Raw genomic sequence first — 21,676 nt, 5'->3', positions numbered from 1 at the left:
CTCTTTTTAGTTATACTTTTTATTTTTTCGTTTGTAAAACTAAGCTGAGAAGACCTTTTTTATTCTATTACAGACACACTTTTTTAAACAGTATCTATCCCCTCTGAATAATTGAGTAATGTAAGAGGGAGAAGTTCCCACTTTTTGGGCGAGCTCTTTCCGACTTAATCCTTCCTTCTTAATTTTGCGTTCGATAACGTCTAAAAAACGGAAACTAAGAAGCCTTGATTCCGACGCCAATATTTCTTCCTGTGTTCTTTCATTGAAAAGCTTATTAAAAGCCTCTTTTATTTTGTCCGATTTATTCAATGATGTATTCATAGCTTGCAACTTTTTCAATGAGATTTCTTTCTTTGTGTGTTAGTTTCGTGGATTTTAAAGCTATAGGTTAATTTCAGGCAAATTATTTAACACTTATATGTATTGCAAGAAATTGGTTTTGAAGCTGTAGATGATTGAAAACCAGAATAAAGATAATAAAACAATTACAAATAATGGATTCTTGAAGAATAATGGTGAGATGAATCAAACTTAACACACAAATCCAAAAGTGCCGGGTAAATTTGTATTTTTTTCGTAGAAAAAAAACAGCTGCTTTTTGTTAAAAGTCTGGCCTATAGCGTAGTAAATTTTGTGGTTTGTAGCCCCACCAGGACTCGAACCTGGATTTCAAGTTTAGGAAACTCGCGTTCTATCCCTTGAACTATGGGGCCTAAATAGAGTATTCAATCTGTTTTGTAGAAAATCTATATTACCACTTTTCTAATGGTAAATGTTAAAAGACGGGGCAAAAATAGAAAAATCCCCGGTATTTGGAAAACTGTTCCTGTTTATCTTGTGAAAACGGAAAATATTTTCTTGGAAACCATAAAAATAATTGCTCAGGGTTTACCATTTTGATAATCTTTCTGCCACCATTTGCAGATGCTCATCGGTACGGGCAAAGTTAAAACGCAACAAATACTTTTTCGATTTTTCATGATAGAAGGCGCTGATGGGAACCGTTGTAACTCCCGATTCTTTTATCAATCGGATGGCAAAATCTTTATCATTTTCATCGGAAATCTCTTCATAGCTAAAAAGCTGATAGAACGACCCGCGAGACAAGATGGGCTTAAATCGTGTGGCGCGCATCAGCTCGGTAAATCGGTCTCTTTTTTTTACATAAAATTCGGAAAGATGCAAATACTCTTCTTTAAAATCCAGAAATTCCGACAATGCCCATTGAAAAGGAGAAGATACACTTTGCATCATTACTTGCTGAACTTTTCTAAGTTCTGCCATAATATTTGCAGGTCCGGCACAATAGCCAATTTGCCAGCCCGATACATGATACGTTTCACCAAAGGAGCTGATAATTATACTTTGTTCTGCCAGTTTGGGGTAGAGTGCAACACTTTGGTGCGATTCCCCATTATATACCATATGTTCAAATATCTCATCGGCCAGGACTATAATACGGGTTCCGTTTATAATTTTTTGAAGTCTTAGCATATCCAGTTCGGAAAAGACCATTCCCGTAGGACTGTGAGGGGTGTTAATGATAATCATCCTGGTGTTGGATGTTATTAGTTTTTGTACCTCTTCCCAGTCGATATGAAAGTCTGTTCCTTTCAGGGGAACAAACACCGGTCTTCCACCGTTAATCTCGATGGCCGGAACATAACTATCACAGGCAGGTTCAAAAACCACCACTTCATCGCCTTCCCGAATCAGAGCCGTAATGGTTGTAAAGAGAGCCTGAGTGGCACCGGCTGTTATTGTAATTTCAGTTTCCGGATTGTAATAATGGCCGTAAAGATTTTCAATTTTTTCAGCAATTTTTTCACGTAGTTGCAGTACGCCATACGCCGGGGCCAGTTCATTTATGCCTTGAGATATATGTTTTTGTACCAGTTCTATCAGCCTTGGTGAACAGTGAAAGTCAGTGTACCCTGCTGCCATGTTAATTGCGTTATGGCTGTTGCCTAGCTCTGTCATGGCATTTACAATGCTGCTTTCCAAGGTAATAAGTTTAGGTGCGATCATGATATATGATTAAATTAGTTTTTTTGATATTAGTGTTGTATTAATTGTGCGAAGGTATTTTGATTAAATACATTTGGCAACAAGTCCGGACCTTTTTTGATTGTCAGAGTAGTAATGCAATGACATTTAATCAAATATACTTCTTATTCTCGTTGAAATGGTTGTTTTTTACATATAGAGAGATTTTCCAGGAGGTGAATCTTTATTGTCACCTGATGCGAAAATAAGAATGAGTTAAAAATAATATGTCGGTAATTTTTCAAAAGAATATTAAGTAAATGGTTAATATTTAATTGTTTGATGTTGTTTGAGATTTCGATATAACTGGATGTGGCAAAATATGTGCCGCTCAAGGCCCGGTTGGCAACACATAGGTTTTAAAACTTAATTCCTTCATTGGTAATTTTTTAAATTTCAATACATTTAGCATCAAAAATCAAATTAAATTTGACCGGAGGCCGCTTTTTATTGATATGATGATTTTTTAGTGTCTTTAAACTTAGGAATGTAACACCTCTTCCAAAATTTCCAGACTTTTTAGTGGGCTAAAGCCATGGGCATGAACATTATAATAATCCAGAAGGGAATGAAGGATAATTCGACGTTCATGTGAATTTAGGGCAATGTTTTTTAATGAAAAAACGTCAGCGTCGAACATCCGACTGATTAATGCCGATTTATCCGGATTTAAAAATAACGGATGCAAAGGTTCGGATGAGACAAAATGGCCGTTTTTTATATCGAACCAGGCATTTTGTCCTATGTGATTGGCTCTTGGATAAAAACCCAAATATTGGGTCAGACGAAACATTATGAACAAATGTAAATTTTCGCGACCCTCTACATCTGAATCGAGTAAATCTATAGAGCTTTTTAAGAAGTCGAATAACTCTTCTGATTTTTCTTGTAGGTTAAGGATGTGCGAGAAGAGTTCGGTCAGAAAAAAAGCCTGAGCACGACGACTTTGTGAAAAAGGTATGGTTTTTAGTGGTGTTAATAGAGAGAATTCTTTGATTCGGTGCAAGTCCTTTTTCGTGGAATGATACACTTCCATAGAGATTCTGTTCAGGGGCTGAAGAAGGACGCTTTTTTTTGATTTCCGGTTTCCGCGAACACGATTTACAATGTAATTCTGGCGACCGAGTTCTCGTGTGTAAATATGAATAATGGCGCTGGTGTCGCGATAACGGACATGGTCCAGTACAATGCCATCAGTTTTTATCAGGTTACTCATGTTAGAAGTAATACTTACCGGTTGCAAATATAAACCATAGAAATGTATCAATTCAAAAAAAATTGTTTGCATCCACACAAGAATGTTTTATATTTGCATCCGCAAACGAGAGTTTGCGACCAGCAATGCCCAGGTGGCGGAATTGGTAGACGCGCTGGTCTCAAACACCAGTGGTAGCAATACCGTGCCGGTTCGACCCCGGCCCTGGGTACTAAAAAAGCCTGACAGTTTATCTGTCAGGCTTTTTTTTTTAGGAATTATATTTTGGTTTATTCAAACTGCTGTTGATAAAATAAAAGGTTCTTTAGTGTCGGGGATATCCTTTTGTGAAGGATAGCATTATGTCCTATCGTATTGAATTGGATATTATATGAATGTCACAAAGGAGTATAAATAAAACCATGTTTCAAGGGATTTCCATCCGGTCAATTATTTTATACAGATGATTTTCCCTGTGAAAAGAGGAATGACCATAGGGGAATAAATATGTTGTTAAGCTAATGACTAAGTTTAGCTTGATCTGACAGGTTAAACAATAAAAAAGGAGGAAACCATAAAATTTCCTCCTTTTTTGTTTTGAATGACAATTTCCGTATTCCTTCGGGAAAACGATCCTGTTTTGTGAGACGGTTTTAAATGCGGTATCGTCTAGCTGACATTTTCACTTTGAAACTAAATTTGACCAGGCGCTGCGTGGTGCTGGTCACAACATGCCGGGATGAAGAGTGGGTGACCGTTAAAAGAAAAAGTAGAAGATGAAACCACCCACAATGGCCATGAACATTACCGAAACAATAAATGCAGCAATGGCCTTTGGTTTTAACAAGGATGAGATAATGGCAATCTCCGGCAAACTGGCACCCGTTCCTCCGATAATTAATGACATGGCGGCACCCATGCTCATGCCTTTCACAATCAGCGCCTTTAATATGGGAATGGCCATCTCTATGCGCAAATACAATGGTATGCCAATTATTGCAGCGATTGGAATAGCCAGCGGACTGTCGTTGCCTAAATGTTTCTGAACCCATGTGTCGGGGACAAAGATGGCTGAAACGGCACTGATAAGGGCGCCTGCCAATACATAGGGAAAAATGCGTTTAAACAATGCCCACCCAAAGGCAAAGGCTTCTTTGAGTTTAGAGTTTGTCGTGATAGTCTGCCCGCAGGAAGGAGCCGCCGATAAGGTAGCACATGATGATTCGGCAGTCTGTACTACCGGAGAGCAATTTTGCTGAGTTAAACCAACGGGAGTGGCATCACAACAACTTTGTGGTTGAGGTGCGCATGATGAAATTTTTTTTCCGGAATTTAAATTAATTCTTTTGACTTCATGTCTTATAGAAGTCTTTCCCGCTATGGTTCCCATTAAAACGGAACCGATAAAAACTATGGCAAAATAAACCAATGCCACTTTCCAGCCGAAGACGCCGAATATGAAGCCTACCACAACAAAATTGGCCAGGGGGGCTGAAAGTAAAAATGAAAACACCATAGAAAATGGCGCGCCCATTTCTACCATCCCCATAGATACCGGAACCATGGAGGCACTGCAAAAAGGTGTCGGGATACCCAACAATGCGCCCATTAAACTGCTGTATTTCCCTGCTTTGGATAGTCTCTTCTGAAGTTTTTCCTGAGGAATAAAGGTTCGTACCAATCCTGTAAGAATGGATACAAGGGTGATAATTAAAATTAATGCTACCCCTACGTGGATAAACTCTTCTAAAGCTAAACTAAGTTTTTCGTTCATAAATTACTGGTTTTTATTGATTATGATTTAATATATGTGCTAAAACGCATATGTTTGGGCAAAAGATTACAACATGTTCAATTCTCTACTGTTGTCCCTGAATGCCGGGAACTAAAACTTAAATAAATGGTGATTGGAGTTGGTCCTGCAGCCTCAGTTATTCTAGACGGCGTTGGATGCTGATTTTTTGTATATTTAAATTGCTTTGAATATTGTCGTTATTTGGATTTTATTTGGTGTCATAATGTTTTCGTTGATCCAGTAACCTTTCGCATTTCGCTTTTTCCTGCGACATCGCGGATTCCGGTATAACGCTGATGGCGCTTTGTATGAAATGGCCGAATTTATCGTTGATGGGTAACAGGTAATAGTAAACCCATTTTCCTTCTTTAACTTCCCTTATCATACCCGCATCCTTTAAAATTTTCAGGTGTCGCGAAACATTATACTGGCGTTCGCCGAGCACTTCCACAATCTCCGAAACGCAGATTTTTTCGTCGATGTTGGTGAGTAACCAGACTATTTTCAGCCTTGTCATATCCGACAAAGCTTTAAATATTTTGATATAATCGTCCATATTCCCTCGATTAAATTCTTATATGCGTAATAATGCATATGAGAAGTTGGCTGCAAAATTATCAATTTTATTCATATTACAAAAAGAATGATTTACCTTCATCGAGCTGCAGTTTTTCTTGATGCATGTGACTGTTGAGATGCCTGAAAAAATCGTTTTTACGTTTTGGAAGGTTGAGTCCGGACAGGATACACCGGCCCTTTTTATCATGCAGCAGGTTGTGTTACAATACGGAAAAAGGCTGTCCCGAATGTAGTAGAGGACAGCCTTTTGCTAATTGAGGGTGGATTCTTCCTTATCGAATCACAATTTTTTCGGTCAGAATCTCCCCTTTTTTCGTTTTTAGTTGAAGGACAAACAGACCTTTGTTATTAAGGTTTATTGTAATTTGTTCCGATGCGGCGTTGTTTTCGGTAAAGAAGATTCGCTCGCCTTTAATGTTGAAAATGGCAATATCACGAATTTCCTGAATGTTATACAACGTAAAACGACCGGTAGACGGATTCGGTGCGATGCGGATACCATATTCTTCAATCGACGGTACATACGTTTCGGGTGAAACGGTTACAATATATTTTCGCGAACGGATGGTCAGATCGGGGACCAAATTGTTGGTAACTTCACAATAGTAGGTTCCGGCATCAGATTCTTGCACATCTTCAATTGTTAGTGAATTATTGTTTTCGCTAAAAATGTTTCCGTCTTTATACCATGTATATTGATTCTGTGAACCACCAACGGTGAATTCAAGTTCAAGTTTTTCGCCGGCTGTTAACACAACAGTGCTGTCTTCCGTCTCTATTCCTTTTTGCGGAGAATAATATAATATGGATATTTCTTTCTCCATTAGAGGTTCCAAATCTTCAAAATCGAGGTAATTATTTCTTAGATTCAGATAAAATAATGATAATGGGAAATTAAGCAATGAAGATATATCAGAAAAATAATTGTTGTCTATATATAGATATCGTATCTCTGTGAGATTGTCGATATCCGGTAAGGACCCCTCGAGCTGATTATCGGAAAGGTCTAAGGTTTTGATTGATATTAAGTTGTTGATGCCGGAAGGAATGGTTCCTGAGAAATCATTTCTTGAAAGTTCTAGGGTTTCTAGTTCTGTGAGTTTTTCGATATCAGAAGGAATCTCTCCTGAAAATTTATTACCTGATAAGTCTAGGCTTTTCAGGTTAGTGATATTTGTGATTCCTATTGGGAAATCACCTGATAATTTATTATTCCTTAAATCTAACGTTTCCAGTTTTTTGAGGTTGCTTATGTTATCAGGAATATTTCCCGACAAATTATTGGAAAGAAGATTTAATACTCTCAGTTCCGACAAATTGGATAAATCTGAACACCATTGGCCAGTGAGATTATTGCTTGGCATATTCAGTCCTGTAACCCGACCGTTGAAAACGGTAACGTTTTCCCAGGTATCTACTGATCCTGACAGCCAGTTTGTTTTAGAGTGCCAGGATTCACCTCCATTTTGATTATATAACGCTACCAGAGCTAACGAATCGGTGGTGTTGACCGGAAATCTTACAAACACATTGAAATTCCCTGAGCGGAATGTCAGTTTAGGAACCAGTTCATTGGTTACCTCACAATAGTATAAGGCCGAAGTAGTTGTGTCGGCGTCTTCAATGGTTAGAGTATGTCCGGTACTGTCAATTTTTACATCTTCGCGATACCATACGTATTTGTTTTGAGAACCATCAACCATAAAATCCAATGTTACGGTATCGCCTGGTCCAACAATAATTGAGGTATCTTCCACTGATAATTTTTGTGGAGAATAAATAAAAATAGTAGGCGTATCGTCCATTAAAGGTTCCAGGTCACCAAATGAAAGATAATTGTTTTGAATGTAAAGACTAATTAATGAAGAAAGGGAACCTTTAAGATATGGAATATCTGTTAATTCATTATTGTATAAAAACAGGTACCTTAATTGTGTAAGATTACTAATATCGGGGAATATTCCACTGAAATTGTTGTAAGTGAGGGATAAATATTTGAGAGACAAAAGATTGTTTATGGATTCAGGAATAGTGCCGGAAAGACTATTGAAAGATAAATCAAGATACTCCAGGTTAGTAAGACTTCCAATTGTTTCCGGAATTGTTCCTGTAAAGTTGTTATTATTAAAATATAAAGATTTTAATTCCTTGAGATTACCAATGGCAGAAGGAATTTCTCCCGAGAAATCATTTTTGGATAGATCTAAGTAATTGAGATTTTTAAGGTTACCTATTTCCGGGGGCAAGGTGCCTGATAGATTATTTGAGTTTAATTTAAGTGTATTTAATTTTGTAAGCTTCTCGATATCTGCAGGCAAACTATCGGTAATATCATTAGATGAAAGGTCTAAAATTCTCAATTCCGACAAATTGAATAAATCTGAACACCATTCCCCTGAAAGGTTATTGTTATTGAGATGTAACTCTGTAACCCTTCCGTATTCAACCTTAACGTTTTCCCAGGTATCCAGCGGACCTGTTAGCCAGTTTTCTTTATTTTTCCAGTTTTCGCCGCCGCACTGGTTATATAGAGCCACCAGAGCCAACGAGTCGGTGGTGTTGACCGGGAATCTTACGTTCACATTGAAATCCCCTGATCTGAGTGTTAATTTCGGAACCAGTTCATTGGTTACTTCACAATAGTAAGTGCCCAAAGTGATTGTGTCGGCCTTTTCAATGGTTAGAGTGTGGTCGGTACTGTCAATTTTTACGTCGTTACGATACCATACGTATTTATTTTGTGTACCATCAACAATAAAATCCAAAGTTAATGGCTCGCCGGCATTTACAATGATTGAAGTATCTTCCACTGATAATTTTTGTGGAGAATAATTAAAAAAAGAGGGCGCATCGTCCATTAAAGGTTCCAGGTCACCAAATGAAAGATAATTGTTTTGAATGTAAAGACCAGATAATGAAGAAAGGGAACCTTTAAGGTATGGAATATCTGTTAATTCATTATTGTATAGATACAGGTACCTTAATTGTGTGAGATTACTAATATCGGGGAATATTCCACTGAAATTGTTGAATGTGAGGTATAGATATTTAAGAGATAAAAGATTGTTTATGGATTCAGGAATAGTGCCGGAAAGACTATTGAAAGATAAATCAAGATACTCCAGGTTAGTAAGACTTCCAATTGTTTCCGGAATTGTTCCTGTAAAGTTGTTATTATTAAAGTATAAAGATTTTAATTCCTTGAGATTACCAATGGCAGAAGGAATTTCTCCCGAAAAATCATTGTAGGATAAACCTAAGTAATTGAGGTTTTTAAGGTTGCCTATTTCCGGAGGCAAGGTGCCTGTTAGATTATTTGAGTTTAATTTAAGTGTATTTAATTTTGTAAGCTTCTCGATATCTGCAGGCAAACTATCAGTAATATCATTAGATGAAAGGTCTAAAATTCTTAATTCCGACAAATTGAATAAATCTGAACACCATTCCCCTGAAAGGTTATTGTTTTTGAGGTTTAGTTCAGTAACCCTTCCGTTTTCAACGGTAACGTTTTCCCAGGTATCCAGCGGACCTGTTAGCCAGTTTTCTTTATTTTTCCAAATTTCGCCGCCGCACTGGTTATATAGAGCCACCAGAGCCAACGAGTCGGTGGTGTTGACCGGAAATTTTACAAATACATCAAAGTTACCTGAACGTATAGTTAGCTTTGGTGCCAGTTCATTGGTTACTTCACAATAGTAAATACCTGAGGTTGTTTCGTCGGCACTTTCAATAGATAAAGTATGCCCGGTACTGTCAATTTTTACATCATTGCGATACCAAACGTATTTGTTTTGAGAGCCACCAACCTCAAAATCCAATGTTAAGGCGTCGCCTGGTTTTATAATTATTGAGGTGTCTTTATAGGATAAATTTTGGGGGGAATAATAAAAGATAGTAGGCGAATCGTCCATTATCGGTTCCAGGTCTTCAAAGGTAAAATAATTGTTATGAAGGTAAAGACTAAACATTGATGTAATCGAAGCTGAAAGATATGGAATGTCTGAAAAATGATTATTATCTAGATGAAGATATGAAATTTGTGACAGATTACTAATATCCGGGAATACTCCACTGAAGTTGTTATATGTTAGATATAAACTTTTAAGAGATGTTAGGTTATTAAACGTTTCGGGAATTGTTCCTGAAAGATCATTATAAGATAAATTAAGAGTTTCCAGCTTATTTAGGTTCCCGATTGATTGGGGAATTTCACCGGATAAGTCGTTGCTGTTCAATTTAAGGGTTTCGAGATTGGTGAGATGCCCAAACGCTTCCGGTATTTCGCCGGAAAAATCGTTATTCTCCAGATTTAAATAGGTGAGATTCGTTAAAGTATCGATATCAGAAGGTAGACTTCCGGAAAGATCATTGTGTGATAAATCTAAAATTTTTAATTCCGATAAATTGAGTAAATCTGAGCACCATTCACCGGTAAGTTTGTTGGTGTTAAGCTTTAGTTCAGTAACGCGTCCGTTAACGACTGTTACGTTTTCCCAGGTATCCATTGGTCCGGAAAGCCAGTTTTCTTTTTTCGTCCAGTTTTCACCACCATTTTGGTTATATAATGCGACCAGAGCCAGCGAGTCGGTGGTATTGGCCTGAAATCTCACAAATACATCAAAATTACCTGAGCGTATTGTTAGATTTGGAACCAGTTCATTGGTTACTTCACAATGGTAAATGCCCGAGGTGGTTTCGTCGACATCTTCAATGGATAAAGTATGCCCGGTACTGTCAACTTTTACATCATTGCGATACCAAACGTATTTGTTTTGAGAGCCACCAACCTCAAAATCCAATGTTAAGGCGTCGCCTGGTTTTACAATTATTGAGGTGTCTTTATAGGATAAATTTTGTGGGGAATAGTAAAAGAAAGAAGGTGCGTCGTCCATTAAAGGTTCCAGGTCTTCAAAGGTAAAATAATTGTATTGAAGGTAAAGCTTAGATATTGAAGCAATAGAACCGGAAAGATAAGGAAGCTCAGTAAAATTATTATTGCTTATTGCCAGATAATACAATTGTGAAAGATTGCTAATGTTTGGAAATGTCCCGGTAAAATTGTTGCTAGCCAGGTTTAAATATTCAAGAGATGTTAGGTCATTAATGGTTTCAGGGATTGTACCGGAAAGTTCATTATATTGCAATTCGAGTGTTTCTAGGTTGATTAAATTGCCAATTGTTTCAGGGATTTCTCCAGTTAGGTCGTTGTATCTCAGATTTAGGGCTATTAGGTTGGTAAGATTGCCAATTTCTTGGGGTATTTCTCCAGAGAATTTATTGGAACTTAAATATAAGTAGTTCAATTGAGACAGATTGCCTATGCTACCGGGAAGTTCTCCTGAAAAGTTGTTATAATCCAAAGCTAAAAAGGTGAGGTTCGTTAAACTACCTATTTCTGGGGGTAAGTTCCCTGAAAAATTGTTAGAGTATAAATTTAGTGTGTCTAAGTTTGTTAACTTTTCGATATCAGAAGACAGGCTACCTGAAATATCATTAAATGATAAATCCAAAATTCTCAATTCCGATAAATTGGTTAACTCGTTACACCACTCTCCGGTTAGATTATTTTTGCTAAGTTCGAGAGCTATTACTCTTCCGTCTTCAATGGTAACGTTTTCCCAGGTATCCAGCGGACCTGTTAGCCAGTTTTCTTTGTTTGTCCAGTTTTCTCCGCCATTCTGGTTATATAAAGCCACCAGTGCCAGAGAGTCGGTTTCGCGACTTCCGGAATCCGTTAAGCTGCTGTCTTCCGAATCTGTTTCTCCCGAAAAAATGGGGGGGGATAATTCATGGAAGGATTTGATTCCATTATAATCATTATGAGAAAAAGCCGCAAAATTTTTGGTATTAGCAGCTTTATTTAAACTAAAAAAGACAAGAAAAATTAGTAAATAGTTTTTCATAATAAAATTCATTTGTGATTAGAGTTTTTGTTTTGAATGTTAAAAACATCTTTTAGGATTGAATTGTTCAAGCTAACCTACTTGAAGGATGAATGGTTTAAGTAAAAAATACATTTGTAAATATTTTGTTAATTTTTGTGAGCCAAATGTTTGTAATAAGATTATTCTTTATTATATATGGATGTATGCGTAGAGATAGTGATATAACTTTCAGTTGATTAATGATTAATTTAGGTTAATGAGAATTAGTTGTGGCAACAAAGATGAAGTACCAGTTGTTTAGATTATGTAGTTGCAATTCAATTTTGATTGGATCAACTTTTTAAAAAAGAATTATTCCTAAAAGGATGACTTAATAGGCTTCAAAAAAAAGGAATAAAAGTGATCAAATAAACATAAAATAGCGATGCAAATTAAAAATTTACTCTTGTGTTTGCTGGTAGTTTCAGCTGCTTGTAACACTCAAACGGGAAGTCGTAAAACCAACGAAAAAGAAAAACCGATGGAAACAGAAAGTTATAAAACTCAAAAAGAAGCATTATTGGAACGCAAAAGCGACTTTGAAAAAGTTGCCGATGAAAAAACCAAACAAATTTATGAAGAAGGTTTATTGGCCGTGGCGCAGAGCGGAGTGTTGAAATCCGCAAAAAATGTGGGAGATATGGCTCCTGACTTTACTTTGAAGAATGCTTTGGGTAAAGAGGTATCGCTTCAGGACTATCTGGCCAAAGGACCGGTTGTTTTGGTTTGGTACCGTGGCGGATGGTGTCCTTATTGCAATATCAATTTACATTTTTTGCAGAGAGAATTGCCGAATATTAAGGCACAAGGGGCAAATCTTCTTGCCTTAACTCCCGAATTGCCCGATGAATCCTTAAAAACCAGTGAAAAGCATCAGTTGGATTTTGAAGTACTAAGCGACGTTGGAAATAAAGTGGCAAAACAATATGGCGTAGTATTTAAATTGACGGATGAGGTTGCCCGCATTTACAATGAGAAGTTTGGCCTTAACAGCCATAACGGCGATTCATCCAATGAACTCCCTCTGGCAGCAACTTACATCATTAATACCGATGGAAAAATTGTTTACGCCTTCCTGGATGCCGATTACCGGGAGCGGGCAGAACCGGCTGAAATAACTGATTTCCTTAAGAAGATGAAAACGGATTAGCATGGTGATATGAGATTTTAAGTCTAACAGACCCGAGAGTCTAAGTTCTCGGGTCTGTTGTATTGTTGATTATTCTCGATCCCCGCAAACGACCAATTCCCCGGCTATTGACCCGGTTTTCGAAACAACCGAGATAAACTATCCGGATGGGAGTGGGGGCCATTACCCCTTTTTCTGGACAAGTACAACCCACCGGGATGGCGTTAATCCTTATTCCAGTGCCGTTTATATTGCTTTGGGTGAAGGTCTGGGGATGATGAATGACATGATTATGGATGTGCATGGCGCGGGTTGTCAGCGCAGTGACCCCAAGAGTGGAAACCCGGAGGATTATCCACAGTATTTAGGGCCGCAGGGCGATATCCGATATGTTTATAACTTTGTGCGGTGCGTTAGGAATATCGATGAATAAAAAAGCGGCGACTATGCCCTAATGGTGAAATTTTTGTCATGGTTCGTTCTTGTTTCAAATCTAAAATCCAACAATCCATTAATTTGAAATTTAAAACAACTGAGAACGCAATGACGGCATTGGAGTTTTTGAATAATCATCAGATTGATTTGATGTTTGTGGATATCCAAATGCCTGATTTAAACGGCATTGAATTGGTTAAGACTTTGTCGCCCCGTCCCGACATCATCTTTACTACAGCCTACAGTGATTATGCCATTGATGGCTTTAAACTGGACGCTCTGGATTATATACTGAAACCAATTGATTATTCTACATTTTTGAAAGCGGCAAATAAGGCGCTTTCACACTTTAAACAAAAACATTCTGAAGAGAAATTAAATTCTACCCCCAATCATATCTTCATTAAGTCTGAATATAAAATTATTCGCATTGAACTGGATAAAATTCTGTTCATCGAAGGTAACAGAGGTTATTTGCGTTTTTTTCTTGAAAATGCTAAACCCGTCATGACTCTGCTGAGCATGAAAAAAATTGAAGAGAAACTTCCTTCTTCCGGGTTTATCCGGGTACATAGGTCCTATATCGTTAATGTAGAGAAAATCACCATGATTGAGCGGTCACGCATTGTTTTCGATGAGATGCGGATTCCTGTCAGTGAACAATACAAGGAAAAATTGCAAAGATACATCGACGACAATTTTGTGATTTGAGAAATTTAAAGGAGCGCTTATACCCCACAATTGTATTACTTATCATTTCTTCCTTTACTACCTCTTTTAGCTTTTCTTGTCTTTTAAGATGAAAAACTTATCTTAGGATGCAACTGTAAGTTGCTTTCTTTGTTATTTTTGTAGGACTACCATTTAACAACGGATATGGGAAATTCACAAAAATCTATTACAAAACAGAAACTTCTGGACCAGCGTTATTTGGCAATGGCACGCATCTGGGCTCAAAACAGTTATTGCCGTCGCCGGCAGGTTGGAGCTTTGCTGGTACGCGACAAAATGATTATCAGCGATGGATACAACGGAACACCTTCCGGGTTTGAGAACGAGTGTGAGGATGAGAATAATAAAACCAAACCTTACGTATTGCATGCCGAAGCCAATGCTATCACTAAAGTTGCAAGGTCTGGCAACAGCTCTGAAGGTGCTACTCTTTATGTTACCTCTTCCCCTTGTATCGAATGTGCCAAGCTTATCATCCAGGCAGGTATAAAAAGGGTTGTTTTCTCAGAGAAATATAGGGTGGAAGACGGAATAAATCTTCTGAAACGGGCAAATATTGAAGTGGTGCAGGTAGACGAGGATGAAGGGCAATAGTTTTTTAGGTATAATATTTGATAAGTGAAACAAAATTTTTGATTGTTTTGTAGGGTCTTCGATTTTCTGGTAGATTTACTGATAGCAGCATTGAAACTCAACGCAATTGAATAGTTAGGCAGCAATAAAATAACATAAGAAACACGATGACAGAAAAAAGAAAACACACATCCAAACAAATTTATTTCCCGATAGTACTGGCGATAGTATTGGTTTTCGGCATGTGGATTGGTCGCGTTACGATGCCTTCCGCAACCAGCGAAAGCGGTCGGCGGCTGTTGTTATATCCACAATCCGGAAAACTTCAGTCCATTATCAATCTTATCAAAGAACAGTATGTCGATAGTATAGATGTAGATAAACTGGAAGAAAAGGTTATACCGGAAGTCTTAAAAAATCTTGACCCGCATTCCGTCTATATTCCCCCCAAAGATTTACAGGCAGCCAATCAGGAGTTGGAAGGTAAATTTGGAGGTATTGGTGTTGAGTTTAGCATGCAGAATGATACGGTGATGGTTATCAGTGTCGTTTCGGGCGGTCCTTCCGAAAAGGTTGGTATATTACCCGGCGACCGCATTATTACTGTTAACGATTCTGTTATTGCCGGCGTTAATATGCCGACCAATGATGTGGTAAGTATGTTGCGGGGAGATATCGGAACAAAAGTTAACGTTGGAATAAAAAGAAAAAACAGAGAAAACCTTATCAACTTTGAAATAACCAGAGGTAGTATCCCCCTATACAGTGTAGATGTTGCCTACATGCTCGATGATTCCATTGGTTATATTAAAATTAACAGGTTTGCGCGCAATACTTATCAGGAATTGTTAGGTGCCCTTGCTAAGTTAAAAGCGCATAATTGCTCACATGTAATTGTTGATTTGAGAGGAAATTCCGGTGGTTATCTCGATATAGCCATTAGCATGGTTAACGAATTTTTGGATAAAGGCGATATGATTGTTTATACCGAAGGAGTTCATAGCCCTCGTCAGGAAATACATGCCAATGGCAGCGGTTCGTGTAAGAATACCGATGTTACTGTATTGATTGATGAGTTTAGTGCTTCGGCCAGTGAAATTTTTGCCGGTGCCATGCAGGATAATGACCGAGGCTTAGTTGTTGGTCGTCGTTCCTTCGGGAAGGGTTTGGTTCAACAACAATTTCCGTTGCCCGACGGGGGTGCTCTCAGGCTTACCGTGGCAAGATATTATACCCCCAGTGGTCGGTGTATCCAGAAACCTTACAACAACGGTATCGAAGACTACTACAAAGACATTCTTTATCGTTACGAGCATGGCGAATTTTTTAATAAAGATAGTATAACCGTTAACGATTCACTCGTTTACAAAACCGTGGGTGGTCGAATCGTTTATGGTGGTGGCGGCATTATGCCCGATGTTTTTGTGGGAAGAGATACTTCTAACTTTTCTGATTATTATTTCAATCTTAGAGAATCGGGGGTTATTTATAAATTTGCGTTGGACTATGCCGACAGAAACCGAAATGAACTTTCCAAATACGAAACGGTTGATGAATTAAAAGCTTACCTCGACAAACAACCCATTGGTGATATGCTGGTGGAATTTGCCACAAAAGAGAAAGTGAAATTTAATCCCGCCCAATATCAGGTTTCAAAAAAACTTATCATTAACGAAACAAAAGCCTATATCGCCCGAAATATCCTCGATAATGAAGGTTTTTATCCTATTATCAGAGAACAGGATGAGGTCTTAAATAAGGCTTTAGAGGTGATTCGAAGTGGTCTCAGAGATTCTATTCTGCACTTCGCCGCCGGGACAATGGAGGATGGAAATAAACAGGCTGTGGCCATTGAACAGCAATAAACATTGCCCGAAATCTTCCTTCGTTAAACCAATTTATTTTTTAATTGATTATGCTTTTTAGAATTATAATATATCTCATTTTATTCTACTATTTATTCCGACTAATTTTTCGGTATCTGGTGCCCCTGTTTATTACCCGTCAGGTGCATAAAATGCAGAATAAACAGGAAAAGGCGCGAGAAGATTATATAAACCAAAGGAAGAAAGAAGAGGGTAAAGTAACAATAGAGTATAATCCCCGAAGTTCCAATACCTCAGGCAAGAATGACCAGAAAGGCGAATATGTGGATTACGAGGAGATTAAATAAATAGATAGTTTTTTCGGTGAAGAAAAGATTTTTGTCCTATCCAAAATAATGGGTAGGACTTTTTGTTTGATTCATGAGCACGATTTTGTCTTTATTAAAGGTTAAGATTAACCTTCCGGGAATCTCCCGCGGCTAAATGTAAGGAACATGTATGCCTTGTTTTTCTGGCTTTATGCCTTCATTTTAAGACAACATTGCCTGGCTGTACTCGTTCCATCCGCATGGAATATTAAAAAGATGCTTTTCGACCGAAAATTTGATACCGATGAAATTGTTGAAAGATGCGCATGTTTTGACCAAATGATGGACATGATATTGCCGGATGGTGCGCATCATTTTTTGTGGGGAAAGCACATATGCCGGGTGTCTTAACCCGATTTAAAGAGGTGGATTGGTGACGTCTGTAAACCATAAGGTACAGTAAAATAAGGTTAGGAATTGGGAAGAAAGTCTTAACGTTGTAATCTTGTCTGTAGCCTGAGATAAGGATATGTCAATGAGTTTAATAGGATATGCGGAGTGAATATCAGGATAGGAAAAAGAGGGTGTCTAAAAACTGTAATTTTTACTTTGTGAAATAATAAAATCCAAAGAAATAGGTTTGTTTGTACCAAACACTACAAAATTTTTAGACACCCTCTGATGCGATTATTCGAGAACCGTAACCCAACCATAGGGATCGGGCTCGTCGCCATATTGAATTGCTCTTAATTTATGATATAATTTGGTGCATATAGGACCTGGTTTCCCATCTTTTGAGAAACTGTAAGATTTGTTGTTGTCAAGGTCATCAATCTTACCTACCGGACTAATCACCGCTGCGGTACCGCATTGACCTACCTCTTCAAATGTTGAAATTTCTTCAAAAGGAATGGGACGACGTTCGGTTTTTAGTCCCATGTCTTGAGCTAATTGAATGAGACTTTTATTGGTAATGGACGGTAATATAGAACGGGATTCCGGGGTGATATAAGTGTTGTTTTTTATACCAAAGAAGTTAGCCGGTCCACATTCATCAATGTATTTTTTTTCTCGGCTGTCAAGATATAATACCGCCGAGTAGCCTTTTTCTTTAGCCAGCATACCGGCTTTCAGACTGGCTGCATAGTTTCCACCCACTTTGATGTTACCGGTACCTTGGGGTGCTGCACGATCGTATTCCCGCATCACTGCAATATTGGTGAGCTGAAATCCTTCCTTAAAATAGGGCCCAACAGGCGTAACAAATACCAGAAACAGATATTCATCAGCCGGATGAACGCCTACTTTCGCACCGGTTCCAATCAGCAAGGGACGTATGTAAAGTGATGCACCCGATTCGTACGGAGGCACAAAATGTTCATTAAGCTTTACCACTTTCTTTACTGCTTCAACAAACAGCTCTTCCGGCACCTCGGCCATCATGATACCTTTTGACGAGGATAACATACGACGGGCATTCTCTTCAATACGAAAAATTCTGATCTTGCCGTCTTTCCCCCTAAAGGCTTTAAGCCCTTCAAATGCTTCCTGTCCGTAATGCAGCGCTGTTGCCGCCATGTGAATGTTGATTTGCGGGGATGATGAGACTTCCAATTCTCCCCACTTCCCGTTGCGATAATAACACCGAACATTGTAGTCGGTATCCAGATAATTAAATGATAAATTAGACCAATCTATATTCATGATAAATAACTTTACTATCCGCATTTAGAGACCTTAAAGTTAAGGATTTTTCCGTAATGGTGGATGAGGTTTGTTAGGTTAGAGGAAATTTATCCGGGTAAAGATTCTGCTTTTTGAGATTCTTTCGCTTCAAAATATTAAATTTGACAGAAAATTTTTTCAAGGCAAAAATTTTTTGCATCAAACTTTTCGTTTAGGGGAAATGTACGGCAATATCCATAACATAATTGAGAAAAGGAAGCCTGCTTTCGTGTTTGCCGGGATGGTCTTGCTGGTGATTCTCTCCTCCTGTACTGTGCGAAGGTTTATCAGCTACGAGCTGGAATTGCCTTTTATTAAATTGCTTAATCCATCCAGAGCCACTGTTCATGCAGGTAGTCATTGTAGTCTGGATAGAGTCCAAACATATTTTTTCACCTCTTCAAAAGCGACTGTTGATACCTCTTTGCATTCATGCCAGGTTAAAGAGGTTGGTTGTTCACCAATAGTTTTAAATGTTGGTTATTCATTGCTTTCCCCATCTCAGGGATGGCCTCTTTCTGTAAAGATTCCTGTCTATATTCTCTACAAAAAAATGAAATATTGGGTTTAGACTTGTCGTTCTCAAAAAGATAGAATACAATGCTTTAATGACGGTTGAAATAAAACAGATTTCACCGCTCTTAAGGAACGCACCTATCGTCTTTCCATCAGCAGCAAAAGTTATTTTTTGTCGGATAGGGGAGATGATGATGTCTTGAGTTTGATGGCAGAAACTACATCCATTTATCAACCTCAAGGACGGTGACTTTTAGAAGAAATCAGTGTATTCCGGAAATATTTAGGTTAGCATGCGAAGCTTGCCCGGTTAGGACGATGGGCAATATATTTCTTCATTAGAGAATTAAAAAAAATAAAACATCATTATTATGAATGACAATAGATTTGAACATATACAATATAAAGAGGGATTGTTTACCCTGGCCTTACGTTTGGTGGTAGGTTGGACCTATTTTTCGGCTTTTTGGCGAAGACTGTTTTTGGCCGACAAATTAAACCCCGAAGCGGCAGGATATATCGGTGAGAAGTTCAATCATTTTTTGCCCAATGCATTGGGGATAAAACCGATGATAGAGTATCTGGTGTTGCACCCCGACCTGTTGTGGTGGGCGATGGTGATTTTTACGATAATAGAAGGAGTGGTAGGGCTGCTTTTTATGTTTGGTTTGCTGACGCGCCTGATGAGTATCGGAGTATTTAGTCTTGCTACCGGCATTCTGATGGGGTCGGGGTGGCTTGGTACCACCTGTCTGGACGAATGGCAAATTGGGGTATTGGGTATAGCGGCCGGTTTTACCGTTTTTATTGCCGGAAGCGACAAATATTCCCTGGATTATTGGTTGATGAAAAATAAGCCTGTTATTGCCGGTAAAAAGTGGTTTAACTGGCTTGGGTCAGGTGCTCTTTCAATCAGAGAGTCCTTATTGAGCAAGATTGTGTTGGCAGGTTCCCTGTTTATTTTGTTTATCACTCTTTTTACCAATCAATACTTTCATGGCGGATTATGGGGGCCGTTGCATAATAAATCGGTAAAGCCACGGGTTGAAATATCGGATGCAAAGATTTCGGGGAATACCATTTCTTTTGAAGTGTTTCGTACAGAGGGGGTGGATGTTTACGGCTCTTTCCTGATAGGTATTCGCCTCGAAGATGAGCAAGGCGAGACAGTTTTGAAACTGGATGGCGAGGCCTTGGCTTCTTTCCCGAAAGAACGGATTGAAAACAGGTACGTCACCAAAGTTAAACCGGGAAAGCATAGCCTTATAATTCCTCTTGGAGCCCGGGCAGTTCTGTCGATTGTAGATGATGGGCTAATGGGTTTGCCAAATGGAAAATACAAGGTGATACTGACCGATATCAGCGGAGTTGAGTGGAGTAGTGAAACAAAAAAATAAAGCACTATTCGTCAAGCGGTAAATTAATTGTCGTGACCCGAAGTCTATTGTTGTAGGTGTTTAATAATTTGAAATCTTACCGGGCTATACATATTGTAGGATCCCGGTAAGATTTATTTTTACATAGCTTTTCCCAGTTTGGGATTATTCGGGGTTGATCAACTTTTCCGGAACAGAGTCGTAAACATGTTATGTAATAGATTTGAATTCGAAAAAATATCGGGTAGAATAATACCCCAAAACATTCGGAGGAATACTATCCGTCCTTGTCTTCTTTTGTCGGGAATGTATTTCTATGGGTAAAGGGAAAGCGTTTCCTATTACCGGGGGAAAGCATTTCCCATTACCGAGGGAAAGCATTTCCCATTACCGAGGGAAAGTGTTTCCCATTACCGAGGGAAAGTGTTTCCCATTACCGAGGGAAAGTGTTTCCCATTATCGAGGGAAAGCGTTTCCCATTACCGGGGGAAGTATACTTTTATGAATAACTATGGTTGGGATAAGATAAAAATTAGGGATTATAAGAGGAATGCCAGACAATTTTTTTACTTAAAGAAAAGCAAGATAGCTGAGGCAGCAATGACAAAAGTTACAAAGATTCTGAATTCCCGTTCCGGGATGAAACGTACCAGGTATTTGCCGGTGACAGAGCCCAGCCATACGGCAGGCAACATAACAAAATTTAGCTGAAATGTTTCGATGGTTACCGATTTCCATACAAAGTAATGAAGTGGAATTTTAAGCAGATTCATACTCAAATAGAATACTGCACCGGTAGCTATAAAACTGTTTTTGGGTAGTCGCATTGATAAAAGATACAAGTTAAAGATTGGTCCTGCCGCATTGCCAATCATGGTAGCAAAGCCTCCGGTTACCCCTAATGTTCGGGCAAACCAGTTTCTTTGAGTAAAACCACCAGAGGTACCTGAGTAGTCACGATAAAAAATTAAAGCTAAACAAACTAGTATTGAAATGGCAATGACGTTGCGAAACTGATTATCAGTAATCATTTTTCCTATAATGAGCGCCAATATAATGCCCGCCAATGCATAAGGATAGAGCTTTTTGATATGCTCCCACCTTAGGCTTTTATAATAGTAGCGAATAGCAAACATGTCACCGAAAACCAGGAATGTGACTAACAATCCGGCGGAGGCCATCCCCCCGTAGAAGTGGGCCAAAAGAGGAATGGTAACCATGGCGATACCTTTAAGTCCGCTTTTGGATAAGCCTACTAATAATGCACTTGCCAATGTAGCCAACCATGTCGTCCAATCTGTGTGTAAAGGATTTATTATTGATTCAATCATAGTGCAAAGAAATAAAAAAACAGGCAGAAATGATGAATGTGGCGAACATGACTAAGAGGGTTTGCCCCGGTGCATGTATAAAATTCTAAGGCAGAAGTGTACAGGCAGAAGGCAGAAGTGAAATTTATTGAATTTGATGCTGGTATGGGAATTTCCCCTTTAGGGGATTATGGAGTGAGCGTTGGC

At 38.5% G+C, this 21,676-nt stretch carries 16 protein-coding genes and 2 tRNA genes; 9 read left to right on the top strand and 9 right to left on the bottom strand.

What is annotated here, in order from left to right; translation table 11 throughout:
- Nucleotides 1-39: 39 nt before the first annotated feature.
- The 4 genes from BM130_RS13165 to recO all read right to left on the bottom strand — a co-directional run bounded on the left by BM130_RS13165 (nt 40) and on the right by recO (nt 3,334).
- On the bottom strand, nt 40-321 hold the full coding sequence (locus BM130_RS13165; protein ID WP_074964400.1) for a helix-turn-helix domain-containing protein: 282 nt from the start codon (nt 319-321) through the stop codon (nt 40-42).
- A 320-nt stretch (nt 322-641) separates the two neighbouring features.
- Nucleotides 642-713, bottom strand: a tRNA-Arg gene (locus BM130_RS13160).
- 175 nt (nt 714-888) lie between these two features.
- The gene (locus BM130_RS13155; protein ID WP_010526860.1) at nt 889-2,028 is read right to left on the bottom strand and encodes a methionine aminotransferase; all 1,140 of its coding nucleotides are present in this window, start codon (nt 2,026-2,028) and stop codon (nt 889-891) included.
- Between the two features lie 499 nt (nt 2,029-2,527).
- Nucleotides 2,528-3,334: a DNA repair protein RecO gene (recO, locus tag BM130_RS13150; RefSeq protein ID WP_010526859.1), complete on the bottom strand. Its 807-nt coding sequence runs from the start codon at nt 3,332-3,334 to the stop codon at nt 2,528-2,530.
- 55 nt (nt 3,335-3,389) lie between these two features.
- Here recO and BM130_RS13145 point away from each other — a divergent pair.
- A tRNA-Leu gene (locus BM130_RS13145) sits at nt 3,390-3,473 on the top strand.
- A gap of 525 nt (nt 3,474-3,998) precedes the next feature.
- On the opposite strand, the gene BM130_RS13140 is transcribed toward BM130_RS13145, so the two are convergent.
- The 3 genes from BM130_RS13140 to BM130_RS13130 form a co-directional block, all read right to left on the bottom strand.
- On the bottom strand, nt 3,999-5,015 hold the full coding sequence (locus BM130_RS13140) for a permease (protein ID WP_010526858.1): 1,017 nt from the start codon (nt 5,013-5,015) through the stop codon (nt 3,999-4,001).
- A gap of 229 nt (nt 5,016-5,244) precedes the next feature.
- Nucleotides 5,245-5,592 (bottom strand): ArsR/SmtB family transcription factor, encoded by a 348-nt coding sequence (locus BM130_RS13135; protein WP_010526857.1) that lies wholly within the window; start codon nt 5,590-5,592, stop codon nt 5,245-5,247.
- Nucleotides 5,593-5,887: 295 nt separating this feature from the next.
- Nucleotides 5,888-11,518 carry a leucine-rich repeat domain-containing protein gene (locus tag BM130_RS13130; protein ID WP_175560431.1) on the bottom strand — a complete coding sequence of 1,877 codons (5,631 nt, stop codon included), beginning with the start codon at nt 11,516-11,518 and terminating at the stop codon, nt 5,888-5,890.
- Between the two features lie 406 nt (nt 11,519-11,924).
- Here BM130_RS13130 and BM130_RS13125 point away from each other — a divergent pair, with 406 nt between their 5' ends.
- From BM130_RS13125 to BM130_RS13100, 6 genes are all read left to right on the top strand, one after another.
- Nucleotides 11,925-12,689, top strand: coding sequence for a peroxiredoxin-like family protein (locus BM130_RS13125; protein ID WP_010528808.1), 765 nt, complete (start codon nt 11,925-11,927; stop codon nt 12,687-12,689).
- A 450-nt stretch (nt 12,690-13,139) separates the two neighbouring features.
- Nucleotides 13,140-13,814, top strand: coding sequence for a LytR/AlgR family response regulator transcription factor (locus tag BM130_RS13120; RefSeq protein WP_044138856.1), 675 nt, complete (start codon nt 13,140-13,142; stop codon nt 13,812-13,814).
- A 165-nt stretch (nt 13,815-13,979) separates the two neighbouring features.
- Nucleotides 13,980-14,429: a deoxycytidylate deaminase gene (locus BM130_RS13115; RefSeq protein WP_010528805.1), complete on the top strand. Its 450-nt coding sequence runs from the start codon at nt 13,980-13,982 to the stop codon at nt 14,427-14,429.
- 146 nt (nt 14,430-14,575) lie between these two features.
- The gene (locus BM130_RS13110) at nt 14,576-16,273 is read left to right on the top strand and encodes a S41 family peptidase (protein WP_010528804.1); all 1,698 of its coding nucleotides are present in this window, start codon (nt 14,576-14,578) and stop codon (nt 16,271-16,273) included.
- A 50-nt stretch (nt 16,274-16,323) separates the two neighbouring features.
- Nucleotides 16,324-16,581, top strand: coding sequence for a DUF4834 family protein (locus tag BM130_RS13105; protein WP_010528803.1), 258 nt, complete (start codon nt 16,324-16,326; stop codon nt 16,579-16,581).
- A gap of 147 nt (nt 16,582-16,728) precedes the next feature.
- Entirely contained in the window at nt 16,729-16,953 is a 225-nt protein-coding gene (locus BM130_RS13100; protein ID WP_010528802.1) for a hypothetical protein, read from the top strand.
- Nucleotides 16,954-17,229: 276 nt separating this feature from the next.
- Here BM130_RS13100 and BM130_RS13095 read toward each other — a convergent pair whose 3' ends face one another.
- Complete coding sequence (locus tag BM130_RS13095; RefSeq protein WP_083399211.1) at nt 17,230-18,246, bottom strand: branched-chain amino acid aminotransferase; 1,017 nt, start codon at nt 18,244-18,246, stop codon at nt 17,230-17,232.
- A gap of 175 nt (nt 18,247-18,421) precedes the next feature.
- Between BM130_RS13095 and BM130_RS13090 the strand changes: the two genes are divergently transcribed.
- On the top strand, nt 18,422-18,838 hold the full coding sequence (locus BM130_RS13090) for a hypothetical protein (RefSeq protein ID WP_010528800.1): 417 nt from the start codon (nt 18,422-18,424) through the stop codon (nt 18,836-18,838).
- Nucleotides 18,839-19,154: 316 nt separating this feature from the next.
- Nucleotides 19,155-20,180 (top strand): TQO small subunit DoxD, encoded by a 1,026-nt coding sequence (locus tag BM130_RS13085; protein WP_010528799.1) that lies wholly within the window; start codon nt 19,155-19,157, stop codon nt 20,178-20,180.
- Between the two features lie 545 nt (nt 20,181-20,725).
- On the opposite strand, the gene BM130_RS13080 is transcribed toward BM130_RS13085, so the two are convergent.
- Nucleotides 20,726-21,490, bottom strand: a complete 765-nt coding sequence (locus tag BM130_RS13080) for a sulfite exporter TauE/SafE family protein (protein ID WP_081474960.1) — start codon at nt 21,488-21,490, stop codon at nt 20,726-20,728.
- Nucleotides 21,491-21,676: the final 186 nt, after the last annotated feature.

Origin of the sequence: Thermophagus xiamenensis, from assembly GCF_900112795.1 — a bacterium.
GTDB lineage: Bacteria > Bacteroidota > Bacteroidia > Bacteroidales > Marinilabiliaceae > Thermophagus > Thermophagus xiamenensis.
The sequence above is the reverse complement of the archived record's forward strand: the minus strand, read 5'-3'. Positions and strand labels throughout refer to the sequence as shown.